This window comes from Schleiferilactobacillus harbinensis (genome assembly GCF_008694105.1).
Classification (GTDB): domain Bacteria; phylum Bacillota; class Bacilli; order Lactobacillales; family Lactobacillaceae; genus Schleiferilactobacillus; species Schleiferilactobacillus harbinensis.
Genome location: NZ_CP041364.1, coordinates 354,759 through 372,068, shown reverse-complemented (window position 1 = coordinate 372,068; position 17,310 = coordinate 354,759). Strand labels below are relative to the sequence as shown.

Sequence of the window (17,310 nt, the reverse complement as noted above, 5' to 3'; positions counted from 1 at the left end):
AGGCGGAGCTGTTATCCAAGTCCTTTTTTCTATGAGCACGAAATTGCCCAAACGGCCGCCAATACGCTAAAGTAAAGATAACCTGACGAAAGTAGAGCGTTGAACAATGGCTAAAATAACCGTGATCGTGAATCCTCAGGCGGGTAATGCCCGCCACCGCAAGCAAATTCCAGCCCTGCTGACCCAATTGCAGGCCCTGTTCACCATTGACCAGATTTACTATACCGCCCGGGACGGCGACGCTCGGCGGATCAGCCGCGGCCTGCCGGCTGAAGCGTGGTGTGTCGTCATTGGCGGCGATGGGACCCTGCACGATGTCGTCAACGGCCTGCAGGAAACCGGCAACCACACCACTGCAGTGGGTTATGTCCCCACTGGGACTGGCAACGACTTTGCCCGGGCGAACGGGATCCCGCTGCGCCCGGACAAGGCGGTTGCTGCGTTAGCCCGCAGCCGGGCCCAATCCCGTAACGTGGGAAAAGCGATCTCGCCGGAATTGGGCACGCAATATTTCATTAACAACTTCGGCATCGGTATTGACGCCCGCATCGTGTATGATACGAACCAATCCGGGCTGAAAACTGACTTGAACCGCGTTCATCTGGGCCATTTTTCCTATGGGATCAATATTCTGCGCGCGCTGCGCGAGCAGCAAGGCTTTACGTCGACCTGGCAAGGTGAGCACACCCACGCCAATCAACGAACGTACCTCTTCGTCTTCACGAACCACCCGTTTCTTGGCGGCGGTATTCGCCTGTTCCCGGACGACCGCCGCGATCCCCAGCGGCTCAGCCTCGTGGCTGTGAACAAGGCGCCCTGGCACATTTTGATGCCGATCTTAGCCAATATTCTCAGCGGCAAATCCCGCCACCCCAAACTGCACCTCTACCAACGCCGCCACTTCCGTTTCGCCACCGCCGCCCATGAACACATCCAAATCGATGGCGAAGAATTCCAGACCCCCGTGCACGTTACACTGACGCAGGTGCCCCAGCAGTTTTGGTTAGCGGAAACTGAATGACGTGATCGAATAACGGTGCCGTGGCTGCATGGGGTGTGTGACTGATCATGAGCAAGGTCAGGCGCGGATCCAGCAGCAGGTCCTGCTCGATCTGCACCGCCGTCGGCCCATCCACCGCGGACGTCCCCTCATCCAGCAGCAGAATGTGATAGCCCCGCAGCAACCCCCGGGCCAGCGCCAACCGCTGCAGCTGGCCGCCAGAGAGAGCCGTCCCTTTGGCGCCGACGTCTTGTTTTAGAAAATCCGGGCCTTCAGCCTCTGTGGTAATCAGGGCGACCCGCCGCAGTACTTGGATCATTTTGGCCGCAGAATAGTGATCCGTGAGAATTAAATTATCGGCAACCGTCCCGCTGATCACCTGGGGCGTTTGGGTCAGATAAAGGATCCGGTCCATTAAAGCTGCTTGACCAATGGCCCGGTAGTCCTGCCCGTGAAAGACCAGCTGGCCCTGATACCCTGTCAAATACCCGGCCATTAACTTCAACAGCGTTGATTTACCCGCACCGCTAGGCCCCGCCAACAAATATTTATGCCCTTGCTGAATCGTTAAGGAGACATCTTGGAGGATCGGCTGATCCTGATAACTGAATGACACATGCTGCACCGCCAGCAGCGGCGCGGTCGCGACCCGGGTGACCGGGTCTTTTTTTGTCGCCGGCGCCGGTGCAGCTGCCTGATATTTGGCAAAAATCGGCTGCACGCCGCGCATCATCCCGAGATAGTTGCTCATGCTGCCTAAATTATTGAACACGTTGCCAGCCAGACTGCCGACGGCGGACAAGGTCCCAATCGTGACCAACCGCTGCATGGCCAGAATCCCGCTCAAACCCATCAGGACCACTTGGGCCATCACATTGCCCAGAAACCCAGTGACCTGCACCGCCGTCTGGGCTTTGCTCTGGGCGACCGCTTTCTGCTTCAGCTCCCGGGAAGCGGCCACCACCCGTTGCGTGATCAATGACAGCGCGTGAAAGGCAAAGAGAAAGTCAAAACCGCTTAAGACATCCTCCGTCCGGTTCACAAAGTGTTCGTTCTCCTGAGTCAGCGCGGTATTGGTTTGATTCAGCGGCCGGTCAAAGATTCGCGGCACGGTGATGATCAGCACCGCCAAGACCGCTGCCGTGCCTGCCAATGTCCAGTGGTAGCGCCAGAGGGCAATCAACGCGAACCCGGTGCCAAAAAGCTCAGAAACCACCATAAAGAAGCTGGCCAGACCCTGGACATTGATCATTTCAATATCGTTGGTGAACCAGGAGACATAGGCGCCCACGGTCCGTTCGCCAAACGTCTCGTAGTTCTTACCCCGCAGCAGGGTCGTCAGATCCTGGCGAATGGCAATATCAATCGTTTGCGTCAGCCGCGTCTGGGCAATGGTCACGACGTAGGTCAGCAGCGCAATCAGCACCCACCCGCCCATGAGCAGCGCGGCAGCGGTCAGAAAACGGCGCAAATTAAATTGAATCAACGCATCCAGTAAGGTGGCGTTCAGGGTAGACGCCCACACGGTAATGCCCTGAATTACGGCGATCAAGCCAACGACTCCGGCCAGCTGACCGGGAAAACGGCGCAAATAACGACCCATGATGATCCCATCCCTTCTTGATGAGTTCATTGTGGGCCGTTTTTGGGCCAATCAATGTGCTAAAATGTGGCGTATATGCCACATCAAGAGAAAGAAGGAGTCATTGATGGCCGCGCTGGGAAAAACGGTTAAATATTTGCGCCAGCTCAAAGGATTCACCCAAAAAGAAATTTATAGCGGGATCACCTCCCGCTCTTTCGCCATCCGCTTCGAACAAGGGCAGCACGACATCAGCGCCAGCAAATTGTTTGCCCTGCTGGACCGGCTGGGCATTCCAGCGGATGAATTTCGGTATATTCAACAGGGGTATCAACTGGCTCCCGCGGAACAGCAGTTGACGGTCATTGACCATTACTATCATCAAGAAGACTTCATGAGTCTCCGCCAATACATGACGGTACCAACCGACGCCCCCTTATGGGCGCAAACCAATGCCGCCTATGCCCGGCTGCTGGTCGCCGCCTGGGATGGCCGAGCCGGGGCCCTCAAGGGCAGTACCCAGCGTTTTTTGACCCATTTGTTAGCGCAGCCCCAATGGACCCTGCAGGATATCCGCTTCATCGGAATGCTGATCGTACCGCTCCTGCGCCAACCGGACCACGAGCGGCAGCTGGCCGCTATCACCACCCGGATGGAAGCCAGTTGCGCCCGCTACCTCCAAGATCTGAGCGATCCCCACAATGTTCGCGGAGAATTGCTGAATTATTACTTTGTGGTCTTTCAAGCCGAAGCCACCCTGCGGCACATGGCAGCCGCGCAGGCCAGTGCGGCCAAGGCGCTGGTCTTTCCCGATACCCAGTTGAACTGGTCCGACCGCTTGTTGAAGAAAGCCATCGCGGGCCTAGCCGCCTGGTACTTTGGCGAGTGGTCCGAAGGGACTCGGATCATCGGTACGATCACAGGTTTTCTAGAGCTGTTTGACCCCAATGCGGACCGGGTGCTGCCCACAATTTTCCGCGTCCGGCGGGCCGATGCGCGACAATACCGGAAAGAAAAAGACCCGCATTAGCAGGTCTCAGGCAAATCAGGGTTTCACCGCGCGGGTCACCCAAAATGTCGGAATATTCAGCTTGGCCAAGCGGCCGCTGCTGTTAATGTCATCATAGACATCCAAGAGCTGGAAACCGGCTTTCAGCTGACCGCCGATCTGCTCGTCAATGCCGTGGGAAAACTGGACGCCGCTGTCGTCGGCCTGCAACTGCGCCATCTGGTCAGGATTCTTCAACGGATCAAAGGGCAGCGCATTGATGATCCGTTCCTCTGCCCCATCCACCAGAAAATTGATGCTGTTATCCAACCCGGCCCATAGCGCGCCGCCATGCTTCAGGACACGGAACGCCTCCTGCCACACCGGCTGGACTTGCGCAAAATACACATTGGCCACAGGGTGGACGATCAGATCAAAGGCCTCATCAGCAAAAGGCAGGCGCTTTGTGACATCCCCTTGGATCGCCGTGATGTCGTACCCCTCTCGCTGCGCCACCAGCTGCTCTGCTTGAATTTGAGTATCCGCATAGTCGATGATCGTCACGTCGGCCCCCAACGCAGTGAGCAGCGGGCCCTGCTGACCACCGCCGGAAGCGAGGCCCAAAACTTTTTTACCGTGCAAGTCGGGGTACCACGCCGCGGGGACCGGTTTAGTGGGTGATAGCACCAAGTGCGGCACCCCGCCCTGGGCGACCCGCTGATATTCTGCGTGACTGATGGGTTGACCCCATTCCCAGCCATCGGCGACCCACTGGTTCACCGTTTGGCGATTGATTTCTTGGTAATTCAGTGGTTGTTTTTCTTCGGACATATTAAATACACCACTTCCGTTTGTTTTTTGAATCCTGCAGTGGCATAAACATGCAGCGCTGCCGGATTATTGGTCTCGACCCCCAGCGTAAATGCCTTGGGGGCCGCCGCACTGCGCACCGCCATGATTTGCCGGACCATATCGGTCCCCAACCCCTGATTTTGGTAGTCCGCACTGATAAAGAGACTAAAGAAATAATCACTGACACCGCTGATATCCACCGCACAACTGCCGACAAGCTGCTGGTTCAGCACATACACATAGGTAAGCGTCTGGTCATCCGGAATGGCCCGCATCAAATAATTGCGCGCCGCCGCTGGGGTTTGATCGGCAAAGGCGGCGGTGTACAGCGGGACCAGCGCCGCCACATCCGCGGCACGCAGGGGCCGAATACGGCCGGGACTCTGCTTGGGCATCGGAAACTGAGCCGCGGCGGCGGCCATTTGATACTCGGTTTCCGGATCTGCTTGCAAGCCGGTCCGGGCAAGAAATTCGGGATAGTCGGCTAGAAAGACTTGCTCCGTGATGAATTCCCACTCAGTATAGCCGTTGGCCAGCAGCACCGGCTTGGCCGCCTGCCACAGCGCGGTGGCCACACCCTGCTGGCGGCACTCGGGGTGCACCAGGACAAATACATCGGCCATGGTGCCCGCGCCGCCGTCCGTATACAAAGACAGCAGGCCAATTAATTGGTCAGCGCGATACGCCAGAAAAAAGCTGGGCATGGTCAGCGAAAAATTAAACTGATTGCTTAGGTACGGCTCCCGATACGTGTGATCATGGGCCTCAACAACGGCCACCAGCTGATTGGCCGCTGCGCGTTGGGCAGCTGAAAGATTAGGAACAATAGTGATCGTCATACGCGTGCTCGCTTCCATTAAAAATTGATACGTATACTGTAGCATATCCCTGCTGATTCGCGTACCATACAAAGCAAGGAGGGATTCCATGGCCCAATTGTCCCGTAAAGAAGCGACCCGCCGGATGGCGCAGTACGCTGAACAAGCCAATGCACTGCCAGATTTTGCCCAGCACTATTTACTTTTTCAAATGGTCTGGTCAAAAGAAGAGCTCGCCGCGGCGCTAACGCCGTATATCACCGCTAACCAAATCAAAAGGTGGCTGCAGCCGCCAATGTTTTCTGAACACTTCCCGCTAGTGGTCATTGTGCGCCCCGATCGACCGGATGAAATTGAAATCGATGGGTTGCGCGATTTGTACAATTTATCTTTTTGGCCCAGGGCAAGTAAAAAAGCACCGCAGAGAAATCTCCGCGATGCTTTTTGATCGTCTAAAAAATTAGAACGATGTCGGATCAACCTTGATGCCAGGGCCAAAGGTGGAAGAAATCGAAAGGTTCTTGATATAGTTCCCCTTAGCAGAAGCCGGGCGAGCCTTGATGATGGTGTCGTTGAAAGTCTTGAAGTTCTCTTCCAGCTTGGCATCATCGAAGGATACCTTACCAATGGGTGCGTGCACGATACCGGCCTTATCAACCCGGTAGGCAACTTGCCCAGACTTGACGTCGTTAACGGCCTTCGCCACGTCCATGGTCACCGTACCGGTCTTGGGGTTAGGCATTAAGCCCTTCGGTCCCAATACCCGGCCCAGACGACCAACTTGGGCCATCATTTGCGGTGTTGCCACAGCAACGTCAAAGTCCAACCAGCCGTCTTGAATCTTTTGCACCAAGTCCTCGGCACCGACTTCGTCAGCACCGGCTTCTTGAGCTGCCTTGGCTTGATCGCCTTGGGCAAAGACAATGACGGTAACCTTCTTACCAGTCCCGTTAGGCAGCACGACGGCGCCCCGGATCTGCTGGTCGGCCTTCTTCGGGTCAACAGCTAAGTTGTAGGATACTTCAACGGTTTCATCGAATTTGGCAAAACCAGTCTTCTTAACCAGCGGAATTGCTTCGCTGGCAGAATAGATTTTGTTCTTGTCCACCAATTTGGCGGCGTCTTGATACTTTTTACTCTTTTTTGCCACTCTGTTTTCCTCCTTGCAAAATGTGGTTAACGGGCGCTCAGGCCCTCCCACTTGATCAATCAGCTTTCACTAATCATCCGTACTTAGTCTTCGACGGTAATCCCCATCGAACGAGCCGTACCTTCAACCATGCGCATGGCGGCGTCAACGTCAGCCGCGTTTAGGTCTTGCATCTTGGTCTCAGCGATTTCCTTAACCTGATCCTTAGTGACCTTGGCCACCTTCTTGGTGTTCGGTTCGCCAGAACCCTTGTCTACGCCAGCTGCTTGCTTCAAAAGAACGGCAGCCGGAGGAGTCTTCGTTACGAAATCAAAGGAACGATCTTCATAGACGGTGATAACTACAGGGATGATAGTCCCCTTTTGTTCTGCTGTGCGGGCATTGAAGTCCTTGGTGAAGGCGACAATGTTAATGCCGGCTTGACCCAAAGCAGGACCAACAGGAGGTGCAGGGGTCGCCTGACCAGCAGGGATCTGCAACTTTACAACGTTTGCTACTTTCTTTGCCACGAAACATACCTCCTAGCGTTCGTGCCGTGGTTCATGGAGATGTTGATTTCTCCTCCCACGTGTAGAAAAAACTACCTGAATACTATAGCATGGGCGCTTGTAAACAACAAGTGGACTCAGAATGAAAAGCGCCTTTGACTGCCGTGCCAATGCTCCGCAAGCTGCGGCTGAGGGGGTTGGAACGCCATGACGGCGTTTTGAGCCTGCTGCGCAGTCTCAAAATCGCCTAACAACATCGGCGACAAAGCCGCCGTGTTGTTTCCATGGCTGAGCCCCCTCAGCCTCCGCTTGCTACGCATTGGCACTAGATTCACTGTACCCATAATTTTGCCGTGTACCGTCCGACTATTTTCCATTAATCAAACTACGACGCGTACAAAAACCGCACAATATTATCATCCACCAGCTTATTCTCATGCAGCAGCGAGTGGGCGCCGCGGACGCCGCGGATGAGGACTTCTTGATAATCGATGCCGGCCTTGGGTAAGAGCCAGCGCAGGGCGAAGGCGGATTGGACGGCGATGACACCGTCGTCGTGCCGGGTGGGGATGGTGAAGATGTCGCCGGCGATATTCAGGATGTGAATATCCCGGGGCAGGTCGTGGACTTTTTCGGCAATATAATGATAAATCGGTGCTTGCCGGAATGGTCCGCGGGGTCCCCATTCGTAAACCAGGATCTCATCCGTGTCCTTACCCAGTTCAATATCATTGAACGGCCCCGCCAGGGTAACGATCTTATTGATTCGGGGAGTATCTTTGGTGGGCAGCTGCATCGCCGCCAGCATGACCAGCACAGCGCCCATGGAATGACCGACCAGGTTCACCCGGTGCACGCCATTGTGTTTCAAGAGCACCAGGATTTGGTGCAGCCAGGTGAGTTCGGTGGCCAGGTGGGCCCGGGAACGGCAGAAGATCACCTGAATCGTCGGATTTTTAGTATCCAGCAAATGGCCCTGAACCCGTAACTGGCCATTTCTTTTTACGTGAATCACCATGGCCTTTTGCGCAATGCCGGCCCGGTGCAACCGCCCCAGCAAGTGGCCAAAGGAATAACGGTTGCCGCTATACCCATGAATATAAATTGTCGGCGTGTTGCCGAGGTGCGGCTGAATGGGGGTGAAGTGTTTCGGCACGTGACCGATTCGCCACCAATCCACTGCGGCGGCCACCAGCACCGCTGCCGCGCCCAGCAGCAGCCCCCACAGCCACCAAGCCATAATCAGATCTTATCGACTTGGTCGAAATTGAGTTCTGCGCTGGTTTCCCGCTCGAACATGGTGATGTTGACCTTCAAGGTCAGCTTCTCCTTGTTCACTTCGGTCACCTTACCAACCAGCCCGCTGAAGGCGCCATCGATGATGGTGACACTCTCGCCAGGTTCGAAGTCCACGGCACCTTCATGGCGCGTACTCATGCCCATGGAGTGCAGGACTTGCGCCACTTCGCTGTCCAGCAGCGGGGCTGGCTTACTGCCGGCCCCGTGGGACCCAACGAAGCCGGTGACACCGGGGGTGTTCCGCACGACGAACCAAGATTCATCGGTCATGACCATTTCCACCAGGACATAGCCAGGAAAGGTCTTCTTCTTTTCCATGACTTCTTTCCCGTTTTTCTTTTCCATTTCCTCGTCTTCAGGCACAACAACGCGGAAGATGAAGTCCTCCATGTTCATGGATTGGGCCCGGGATTCCAGGTTTGCCTTGACCCGGTTTTCATAACCGGAGTAAGTGTGCAGTACGTACCAATGTTTCTCAGCTGTTTCGACCATGATTGAACTCCTTTTCTTTTTGGACAAAATAAAAAAACTCCGCTCACGAAGTTTTCGACACCCCTAGTATAGCAAATGCGGACAAAAAAAGCGACGGCTAAAGAAAGTCATCGCTGCAGCTGGTTAATCGTCTTTACAGCTTGACGAACCAGTTCATGGCGGTGCCCAGGACCCAGTCCACGGCACCGAAGAAAACGCCGAATAAAATAGACGTGATCACAACGGTCCCGGTATCATGGCGGTTTTCCTTAAATGTTGGCCAAGTGACCAGCTTCATTTCTTGAACGACACTCTTCAAAAATTTCATTTCGTTACTTACCCCTGACTTATCGTGTTTCGCGATGGATCGTATATTTACCGCAATGCTTGCAGAACTTGCGTAACGTCAAGCGCTCGGTCCGGTCCTTTTTCTCAGCAACCATATAGTTGCGGGAACCGCAAACGCTGCACGCCAGGGCGACTTTCCTTACTGCCATGGGCTTGTCCCCCTATTGTTTCAGATTCTGTACTGAACCACTTTAGCATAAGGGAGCGGGCAGCGTCAAACCCGAGGGGGTGTGCTCATTCGGCGAATTTCGGCCGTGGTGCAATCCTCCGTCATTAATTCCGTCAGCTTCTCCCGACAGGCAGCCCGTGCACAGCGAAACTGGTAAGGAGTCATCGTTTCCACCACAGTTTGTCCCTGCAGCATGGCTTGCCAGACGGATTGTTGCTGACCGGATAATTGCGGCCAGAGGTCGGGGATATGCCGCAAATAGGTGTCTAACACATTAGTCTCAGTGTTTTCAGCAGCGGCCTGTAATTTGCCGCTCACCAGCATTTGCTCCAACGATACATTATCAGCTTCCCCCTTGCGTTTGGCCGCCATTTCCCGCCGCACAAGCCCGCGCACATGATTGGTAAAACAGTACTTGAAGAAACCGCCAAACTTTGATCCCCGCCGACCGTCAAATCGGCAGCAGCTCTGATAGCAGCATAACCGAGCCTCCTGATACCAATCATCATCATCAAATAGGCGGACAAAATAATGTTTACGAATACTATTCACCAACGGCAAGTATTTTTGGAACAGGGCTTCTAAGGCTTCTGAATCGCCGGCGATGACGGCGGCGATCAAGGTCTCATCAATTGGCATGCTCATCCCTCCACAACTGTCAATAAATTCAGTATAGAGGGGCAAAAAAAGAGCCGCCAAGCGAACTGACGGCAACAAAATATAGTAATTTTAATCAGAAATTATTAGTCCATGATCAGCGCATTAATCATGCGCGTCATCATGGCCCCGTTTATCGATCAGCTTTTTCAGGAATTGCCCTAAGCTGAGCATTTGGTCCGGCCGCCAGGGGACATTGCGCGGCGTGGCCGCGGCAAAATGTTTCGTGTCGGCCGCCAGCTGATCGCGCATACGCTTGATCTCCCGGCCAAACTCCGGCGACGAGATCCGCAGTGCACCCCGGGAAAACACAGTCCACTGCTCCGCCTGATCAGAGGTCACCACCGTCACCTGATTCAGCGGGGTATTCAATTCTCCGGTGAGGTGCTCGATGTAGCTGTCGGCCGTTTCGTCTTCCGGCGTGAAGGTCACTTCCAAGTCCCATTTTGTGAAACTCTCTTTGATTCCCGGGACGTACATTGCATCAAAAATTACGATGATCCGCACGTCGCCAATAAACTTGTGATATTCCGACAGAATGTCCAACAACCGATCCCGGGCCTGGTCGAAGTGCCCTGCTTCTTTGAGCTTGGTCAGCTCGGGCCAAGACCCGATGACATTATAGCCATCCACGATAATGATCTGATGGCGCATCAGTTGTCACCCCGCCGACCGAGAAATACCCGGTACATGATGATGGCCGCGGCGACGGACGCGTTCAGACTCTGAATCTGCCCCGCCATGGGAATCGTTACGGTCCCATCTAGCAGCTTGGCGACACCTGGGGAGATGCCCTTGCCTTCGTTGCCAATGACGATAGCCACCGGACCGCTGCTGTTCCAGGTCGTGAAGTCTTCCCCATCCATGGCGGTGCCAAAGACCCAGACACCGCGTTTTTTGATTTCTTCGATCGTTCGGCTCAAGTTGGTCACCCGGGCAACAGGGACGCGGCTCAACGCGCCAGCCGCTGCTTTCGCCACAGTGCCCGTAAGCGTGGCCGCCCGGTGCTTGCCGATGATCACGCCGTGGACACCGGCGGCATCCGCAGTCCGAACAATGGACCCGAGATTATGGGGATCCTCCACGTTATCCAGAACCATAATAAACGGCGGCTCACCCGCCGCTTCGGCTTTGGCAAAAATATCGTCCACGCTGGCATAAGGAAATGCTGCTAGAGCCACGACAACACCTTGATGATTGGCGCCGTTCACCAAGGTATCTAATTTAGCCTTGGGCACTCGGGACACCATAATCTTATGCCGTTTGGCCAGGGCTAAAATATCCCCGGCAAACTCCTTTTGTACTGTATCCTGCAAGAAAATCTTATTCACCGTCTGGGCATCCGCCTGTTGCAGGGCGGCGATGGCCGGGTGGCGGCCGAAGACGAGGTTTTCGTCCACTGCCGGTGTTTCATGTTCAGTCATGCGTATGACCCTCCTCTACTTGCGTAATGCACCAGTGGGCCAGTTCAGCGATCCGGGCGGTTTGTTCATTCGCCTGCAGATAACCGAAGATGGCTTCAAAGCCGGTGGAAATCCGATACGTCAATACTGATGTGTTTTTAGCGTGGGTATAACTCTTGGCATTCCGCCCGCGCCGGAACGCATCCTTTTCATCCGCCGTCAGCACATCGCCAGTTTCCATCAATGCGCTCAGTTTAGCCTGCGCCTTGGCTGAAACAAAATGGGTCGAGCGGTGCTGCAGGGCGGCCGGCTGGCGAATCCCCTGACTCAGTAAATGTTCCCGGATAAAGACTTCATAGACTGCATCGCCTAAGTAGGCCAGATCAATGCCGTTCAAACTTTTGTCATCAATCATTTGCGGTGCCACCGCGTTCCTTGAGGCGTGTCTTCCAAGATGATCCCTTCCTGAGCCAGTTGATCACGAATCTCATCAGAGCGGGCAAAGTTCTTGGCTTTGCGGGCCGCAATGCGTTCTTCAATCAAGTTTTCCACATCCGCATCCAGCAATTCGCCCGTTTCAGCAAATTGAATGCCAAAGATACCGGCCAAATCCCGCAGCAGGCCCCGGAGATGTTCCAGGGTGCCGATCCGCACGACTTTCTGCTCGACATAGGTGTTGATGGTCTTCGCCAATTCGTAGACATGGGTCATCCCGTTCTGGGCGTTGAAATCATCATCCATGGCCGTGATAAACGCGGTTTGAATCGCGTCTGCCTGGTCGTCCACTGCCGAGGTATTACCGGCTTCAGCGCTGGCAAAACGATAGTTCAAATTAGTCCAGGCCGTCTGCAGGCGCTCCAAATTATTCTTGGCATCCTGCAAACTGGCCTGGCTGTATCGAATCGGCCGCCGATACTGGGTCGTAGCCATCAAAAAACGCACCGCTTGGGGATCATTGTCCTGAATCAAATCCCGGGCCAACACAAAGTTACCCAGGGATTTGCTCATCTTTTCGTCGTCGTCGCCAATCGTGACGAACCCATTGTGCAGCCAATAGCGGGCAAAAGTGTGGCCCGTAGCCGCTTCGCTCTGGGCAATTTCATTTTCGTGATGGGGGAATTCCAAGTCCTGGCCGCCGCCATGAATGTCAAACGTCGCGCCCAAGTACTTAATGGACATCACGCTGCATTCAATGTGCCAGCCTGGTCGGCCCTGGCCCCAAGGCGATTCCCAAGAGATCTCGTCGGGCTTAGCTGCTTTCCACAGAGCAAAGTCCAAGGGATCTTCCTTCCGCGCCAGTTCTTCAGCCGTCACGTGTTGGGAGGCGCCCTGTTCCAATTCATCCACATTCTGACCGGACAATTCACCATAATTCTTGAACTTCCGCGTCCGATAATAGACGTCGCCATCCACAGGATAGGCATAGCCTTTATCCACCAGAATTTTGATGAAATCTATAATTTCCGGAATGTTGTGCGAAGCCCGGGGATTCACCGTCGCCCGTTCAATGTTCAGCGCATCGGTGTCTTCATAGAACGCCGCAATATATTTGTCCGCAATCGCTGGTACCGTGCTGTTTTCGGCCTTGGCTTCATTGATCAGCTTGTCGTCCACGTCAGTGAAGTTCGAAATATAGTTGACCGTGTAGCCGCGAAATTCAAAATAGCGGCGAATCGTATCAAAGGCAATGGCGGACCGGGCATTGCCGATATGAATATAGTTGTAAACCGTGGGCCCGCAGACGTACATGTTCACAATGTGCGGGGTCAACGGATGAAACTCTTCTTTTTGGTTGGTAAGCGTATTCCAAACTTTAAGCATAGGGTCCACCTTTCTTTAAATGGTGTTTGCTTACTATTATACCCTAGAAAGCAACGTCAACTAAAAAAACACGCACCCTCCACCAGGCTATTCACCCAGCGCAGGTGCGCGTCATTCTCATATTTAATCTTGTTTTGTACTCAGTGAGGCCATTTCCTGCAAGGTCAAATTCAAATGTTTATTGACCTTGTCGATCCCCAAGATCTCAATGGACTCCGCTAATTGCGGGCCATGGGTCTCGCGGGTCGTGGCGATCCGAATCGGCATGTAGAGCTTGCGGCCCCGGGCACCGGTATCCTTCGAAATATCATAGATCATATTTTGAATGGCATACGCCGTAAACTGAGGCAGCTCCTGAATCCGCTTCTGGAACTCCTGCAAGACCGGCAGGGCAAGCGGATCAGATAATTCAACCTTCGCCTGGTCCGTCAATGCGGGCGGCTCGATGAAGAAGATCTCGGACAGCTTAACGATCTGCTGGGTAAAACTCATCTGATCTTGGAACAGCCCAACGATGGCGCGCAGCCATTCCAGCGTCTTACGATCGATCTTTTCCTTAGGCAGCCGCTCCGCGTCTTGCCAATTGCGAATGCTCAGGCCCAGCAGCGTGCTGGGATTGGTCTTCTTCACATACTGGTTATTGACCCATTCCAGCTTCTTGGCATCAAACTTTGCTGGCGAACGGGACAGCCGAGTCGGGTCGAACTGTTTGATCAATTGTTTCCGGGTGAACAGTTCGTTTTCGCCCACCGGAGACCAGCCCAACAGCGTAATGAAGTTGAACATGGCATCCGGCAAATAACCTAATTCCCGATACTGTTCGATGAACTGCAGGACACTCTCGTCCCGTTTGGATAATTTCTTCCCAGTTTCGGTATTGATGATCAGGGTCATGTGGCCGAATTCCGGCGCTTGCCAGCCAAAGGCCTCATAGATCATCAGCTGCTTTGGCGTATTGGCAATATGGTCGTCGCCGCGCAGCACGTGGGTAATTTCCATGAGGTGATCATCAATTACAACGGCAAAATTATACGTCGGCATGCCGTCCCGCTTCTGGATCACCCAGTCGCCGCCGACATCATCGGAGTCGAAACTGATCTTGCCCTTGACGATATCGTCCCAGGCATAAGTGTGATCCTTGGGCACGCGGAACCGAATGACCGGCTTTAAGCCCTTAGCTTTCGCGTCAGCGATTGCTTGGGCCTTTTCATCCGCGCTCATCCCGGCGTATTCGTCTTCGTACCGCGGTGTTTGGCCAGCAGCCTTCTGGGCTTCACGCTGCGCCGCGAGTTCGTCCTCAGTCATGTAAGACTCGTAGGCCTTGCCTTCGTCCAGCAATTGCTTGATATAGCGGTCATAAATATCCCGCCGTTCACTCTGGCGATAAGGACCATAATCGCCGCCGACATCCGGACCCTCATCCCAGTCGATACCCAGCCAGTGCAAGTTGTCGATCTGGCTTTGCGTACCGCCTTCAATGTTCCGCTTAGTGTCGGTGTCTTCAATCCGCAACACCATGGTGCCGCCATTGTGGCGGGCAAACAAATAATTAAATAGGGCCGTCCGGGCATTACCGATATGCAGGTGACCCGTCGGAGACGGGGCGTACCGGACACGAATCTTTCCGTCAGTCAAAGAAATAACCTCTTTCCACAAGTTAAAAATCCACAAATATCAGTCTACTTGGAACCCAACGGGACTTCAAGCCCGTTTCTTCGACTTATTGTCGCTATCGCTGCTGTTCAGTTTCTTGGTTTGATGCGCCGGCTTGGCGAAGATCATCCGCCCGGCACTGGTTTGCAGGGCACTGGTGACGATCACATCCAGCATCTTATTGATGTAGAACTGACCATCCTCAACGACGATCATCGTCCCGTCTTCCAGATAAGCGACCCCTTGGGCCCGTTCGGTCCCTTGCTTGATCACCTTCACCGTCATGGTTTCCCCGGGCAGGACTTGGGGTTTCAAGGCATTGGCCAAGGCGTTGATATTCAGCACCGGCACGTTTTGAAATTGGCTAACCTTATTCAGGTTGAAGTCGTTCGTGACGACAATACCATCGATCAGCTTCGCTAACTTGATCAGTTTCGAATCCACTTCGGTTAAATCGTCGAAATCACCATCGTAATTATCGATGTGCACCGCTGGGTCCTTGCGCATGGCATTGAGAATGTCCAGCCCGCGCCGACCCTTAGCCCGCTTCAGATTATCAGCCGAATCGGAAATCAGCTGCAGTTCGTGGACCACAAAATCTGGAACAAGCAAAGTGCCCTCGATAAAGCCGGTTTTGGCAATGTCGTGAATCCGGCCGTCAATGATCACACTAGTATCCAGAATCTTATACCGGCGGAAATTATCATCTGCCTTGCGGCCCATGACCTCCCCGGATTTGGTCGGTTCCGGTGTCCGCCGGCGGGCAAACGTCTTGCGCCAATCCTCCACGCGCAGCGAGCCGACCCGGGCCCCCAAATAGGCCATCAAAATCATTAAGCCGATAGGCACGATCTTATTCGTCAACACATTCCGTGTCTGGTACAGCGGAATAGAAATCAAATTGGCAATGATCAGTCCCGCAGTGGCGAATAACGTACTGAACAGCAGCACCGACGGCGATAGCGCCGCCAGTTTAGCCTCTGTTTTATTTAAACTTGCCGTTAGCGTCGGTTCCGCTGCCAATTCGACCACTAATAGAATAATTGCACCTAACAAGGCATTGACTAACCCGTTCATCAAGAATATGTTGGTATCCTGACGGAGCAGTGCCCAGAAATATGGAAAAATAGCATAACCCATGGCCGCCCCAGCCAGGGCGAAAACAAACCGCATAATATTTTTTCTCATGCGCCACGGCCCCCTTTCTCTGCTAATGCAGCTTTACTTGGTTTCAGCGCCTGTTGCAGGCACTGGGTGATCGTCGTGACCCCCACGACCTGAATCTTCGCAGTGGGCTTATAGCGGGATAAATTATTTTTCGGAACAAAGATCCGTTTGAAGCCCAGCTTGGCCGCTTCTTCAATCCGGCTCTCGATCCGATTCACCCGGCGGATTTCACCAGTCAAACCGATTTCGCCCACGAAACAATCCCCAGGATCGACTTCGGCGTCTTGGTAACTAGAGGCCACTGCCATGGCAATCGCCAAATCAATGGCCGGTTCATCCAACTTCACCCCGCCAGTGGCCTTCAGATAAGCATCCTGATTCTGCAACAGCAGATTCGCCCGCTTTTCCAGTACCGCCATGATCAAGGCTGCCCGGTTGTGGTCGATGCCTGTGGTGGTTCGCTTGGCATTGCCGAACAGTGTTGGGGACATCAAAGCCTGAATCTCAACCAAAATCGGCCGTGTGCCCTCCATGGACACCACGATGGCCGATCCCGTCGCATGGGGCAAGCGTTCCTCCAAAAACGACTCGGAGGGGTTGTCCACCACGTGCAGGCCATCTTCTTCCATGGAGAAAATCCCAATCTCATTGGTGGACCCATACCGGTTCTTCACGGCACGCAAGATTCGATACGTATGGTGCATGTCCCCCTCAAAGTATAGAACGGTATCGACCATGTGCTCCAACATTTTTGGCCCGGCGATCGCCCCATCTTTAGTCACGTGCCCAACAACAAACGTCGTCAGCCCATCGTTTTTCGCGATGCGCATCAACTCATTGGTCACTTCCCGCACCTGACTGACGCTGCCAGCGGCTGAGGCTAGAGCCGGTTCATTCATCGTCTGAACAGAATCAATGATTAGAAAACCCGGCTTGACCTCTTTGATTGCCCGGCGAATCAAATCCATATCGGTTTCCGGATAAACGACGACGTGCTTGCCGCCAACCCCCAGCCGTTCAGCCCGCAGGCGAATCTGGCTCGCGCTTTCTTCCCCGCTGACGTACAGCACCTGTTCGCCGCTGGTCTTGGCCAACTGGCCAGAAACCTGCATCAGCAGAGTAGACTTGCCAATACCCGGATCACCGCCGATCAAGACCAGCGACCCCGGCACGACCCCGCCCCCCAAGACGCGGTCGAGTTCAGAAATGTGCGTTGGGATGCGCTTGTTATCATCCAGATTAACGGCATCCAAGGCAACAGGCTGACTTTGCACGCCATTGCTGCTGCCGCCCACTTTTTTGTTGGCATCCGCGGTGTAGACCTCTTCCACCATTTGGTTCCAAGCGCCGCAGTTGGGGCAGCGGCCGAAATATTGCGGTGACACATAACCGCAGTTTTGACAGACATAGCGGCTTTTTGTTTTGACCATTGAATACCCCTTTC

The 17,310-nt window shown here is 54.1% G+C and carries 20 protein-coding genes; 3 read left to right on the top strand and 17 right to left on the bottom strand.

Going from position 1 to position 17,310, the window contains the following annotated elements:
• The first annotated feature begins 106 nt into the window (after nt 1–106).
• Nucleotides 107–1,021, top strand: a complete 915-nt coding sequence (locus FMM01_RS01885; RefSeq protein ID WP_150391524.1) for a diacylglycerol/lipid kinase family protein — start codon at nt 107–109, stop codon at nt 1,019–1,021.
• Here FMM01_RS01885 and FMM01_RS01880 read toward each other — a convergent pair.
• Nucleotides 972–2,603 (bottom strand): ATP-binding cassette domain-containing protein, encoded by a 1,632-nt coding sequence (locus tag FMM01_RS01880; RefSeq protein WP_190973431.1) that lies wholly within the window; start codon nt 2,601–2,603, stop codon nt 972–974. The two genes, FMM01_RS01885 and FMM01_RS01880, sit on opposite strands and share 50 nt — an antisense overlap.
• Nucleotides 2,604–2,709: 106 nt before the next feature.
• Between FMM01_RS01880 and FMM01_RS01875 the strand changes: the two genes are divergently transcribed.
• Entirely contained in the window at nt 2,710–3,612 is a 903-nt protein-coding gene (locus FMM01_RS01875; protein WP_150391522.1) for a helix-turn-helix domain-containing protein, read from the top strand.
• A 15-nt stretch (nt 3,613–3,627) separates the two neighbouring features.
• Here the strand turns inward: FMM01_RS01875 and FMM01_RS01870 are convergent, their stop codons facing one another.
• Together FMM01_RS01870 and FMM01_RS01865 are read right to left on the bottom strand one after the other, a co-directional pair.
• Entirely contained in the window at nt 3,628–4,401 is a 774-nt protein-coding gene (locus FMM01_RS01870; protein WP_063516835.1) for a class I SAM-dependent methyltransferase, read from the bottom strand.
• Nucleotides 4,377–5,261, bottom strand: coding sequence for a GNAT family N-acetyltransferase (locus tag FMM01_RS01865; RefSeq protein ID WP_190973430.1), 885 nt, complete (start codon nt 5,259–5,261; stop codon nt 4,377–4,379). Before FMM01_RS01865 ends, FMM01_RS01870 begins: the two co-directional genes overlap by 25 nt.
• An 88-nt stretch (nt 5,262–5,349) precedes the next feature.
• Here FMM01_RS01865 and FMM01_RS01860 point away from each other — a divergent pair, with 88 nt between their 5' ends.
• Nucleotides 5,350–5,688: a hypothetical protein gene (locus tag FMM01_RS01860; RefSeq protein WP_150391520.1), complete on the top strand. Its 339-nt coding sequence runs from the start codon at nt 5,350–5,352 to the stop codon at nt 5,686–5,688.
• 12 nt (nt 5,689–5,700) lie between these two features.
• Here FMM01_RS01860 and rplA read toward each other — a convergent pair whose 3' ends face one another.
• From rplA to radA, 14 genes are all read right to left on the bottom strand, one after another.
• Nucleotides 5,701–6,390, bottom strand: coding sequence for a 50S ribosomal protein L1 (gene rplA, locus FMM01_RS01855; protein WP_027829438.1), 690 nt, complete (start codon nt 6,388–6,390; stop codon nt 5,701–5,703).
• Between the two features lie 83 nt (nt 6,391–6,473).
• Nucleotides 6,474–6,899, bottom strand: coding sequence for a 50S ribosomal protein L11 (gene rplK, locus FMM01_RS01850; protein WP_027829439.1), 426 nt, complete (start codon nt 6,897–6,899; stop codon nt 6,474–6,476).
• 364 nt (nt 6,900–7,263) lie between these two features.
• Nucleotides 7,264–8,118, bottom strand: a complete 855-nt coding sequence (locus tag FMM01_RS01845) for an alpha/beta fold hydrolase (RefSeq protein ID WP_063516893.1) — start codon at nt 8,116–8,118, stop codon at nt 7,264–7,266.
• 2 nt (nt 8,119–8,120) lie between these two features.
• On the bottom strand, nt 8,121–8,669 hold the full coding sequence (nusG, locus tag FMM01_RS01840; RefSeq protein ID WP_027829442.1) for a transcription termination/antitermination protein NusG: 549 nt from the start codon (nt 8,667–8,669) through the stop codon (nt 8,121–8,123).
• A 133-nt stretch (nt 8,670–8,802) separates the two neighbouring features.
• A complete protein-coding gene (gene secE, locus FMM01_RS01835; protein ID WP_027829443.1) occupies nt 8,803–8,976 on the bottom strand; it encodes a preprotein translocase subunit SecE in 174 nt (57 codons plus the stop codon).
• Between the two features lie 19 nt (nt 8,977–8,995).
• On the bottom strand, nt 8,996–9,145 hold the full coding sequence (gene rpmG / locus FMM01_RS01830) for a 50S ribosomal protein L33 (protein WP_081674942.1): 150 nt from the start codon (nt 9,143–9,145) through the stop codon (nt 8,996–8,998).
• Nucleotides 9,146–9,210: 65 nt separating this feature from the next.
• Complete coding sequence (locus FMM01_RS01825) at nt 9,211–9,804, bottom strand: sigma factor (protein WP_190973429.1); 594 nt, start codon at nt 9,802–9,804, stop codon at nt 9,211–9,213.
• 123 nt (nt 9,805–9,927) lie between these two features.
• The gene (locus FMM01_RS01820; RefSeq protein ID WP_063516463.1) at nt 9,928–10,476 is read right to left on the bottom strand and encodes a YacP-like NYN domain-containing protein; all 549 of its coding nucleotides are present in this window, start codon (nt 10,474–10,476) and stop codon (nt 9,928–9,930) included.
• Nucleotides 10,476–11,246 carry a 23S rRNA (guanosine(2251)-2'-O)-methyltransferase RlmB gene (gene rlmB, locus FMM01_RS01815; protein ID WP_063516464.1) on the bottom strand — a complete coding sequence of 257 codons (771 nt, stop codon included), beginning with the start codon at nt 11,244–11,246 and terminating at the stop codon, nt 10,476–10,478. The genes FMM01_RS01820 and rlmB overlap by 1 nt, the downstream gene beginning before the upstream one ends.
• Nucleotides 11,239–11,640, bottom strand: coding sequence for a Mini-ribonuclease 3 (locus FMM01_RS01810; protein ID WP_150391518.1), 402 nt, complete (start codon nt 11,638–11,640; stop codon nt 11,239–11,241). The genes rlmB and FMM01_RS01810 overlap by 8 nt, the downstream gene beginning before the upstream one ends.
• On the bottom strand, nt 11,637–13,046 hold the full coding sequence (gene cysS, locus FMM01_RS01805; RefSeq protein ID WP_027829447.1) for a cysteine--tRNA ligase: 1,410 nt from the start codon (nt 13,044–13,046) through the stop codon (nt 11,637–11,639). The genes FMM01_RS01810 and cysS overlap by 4 nt, the downstream gene beginning before the upstream one ends.
• Before the next feature lie 123 nt (nt 13,047–13,169).
• The gene (gltX, locus tag FMM01_RS01800) at nt 13,170–14,681 is read right to left on the bottom strand and encodes a glutamate--tRNA ligase (RefSeq protein WP_063516466.1); all 1,512 of its coding nucleotides are present in this window, start codon (nt 14,679–14,681) and stop codon (nt 13,170–13,172) included.
• Nucleotides 14,682–14,747: 66 nt separating this feature from the next.
• A complete protein-coding gene (locus tag FMM01_RS01795; RefSeq protein WP_150391517.1) occupies nt 14,748–15,887 on the bottom strand; it encodes a PIN/TRAM domain-containing protein in 1,140 nt (379 codons plus the stop codon).
• Nucleotides 15,884–17,296 carry a DNA repair protein RadA gene (radA, locus tag FMM01_RS01790; protein ID WP_063516467.1) on the bottom strand — a complete coding sequence of 471 codons (1,413 nt, stop codon included), beginning with the start codon at nt 17,294–17,296 and terminating at the stop codon, nt 15,884–15,886. The genes FMM01_RS01795 and radA overlap by 4 nt, the downstream gene beginning before the upstream one ends.
• Nucleotides 17,297–17,310: the final 14 nt, after the last annotated feature.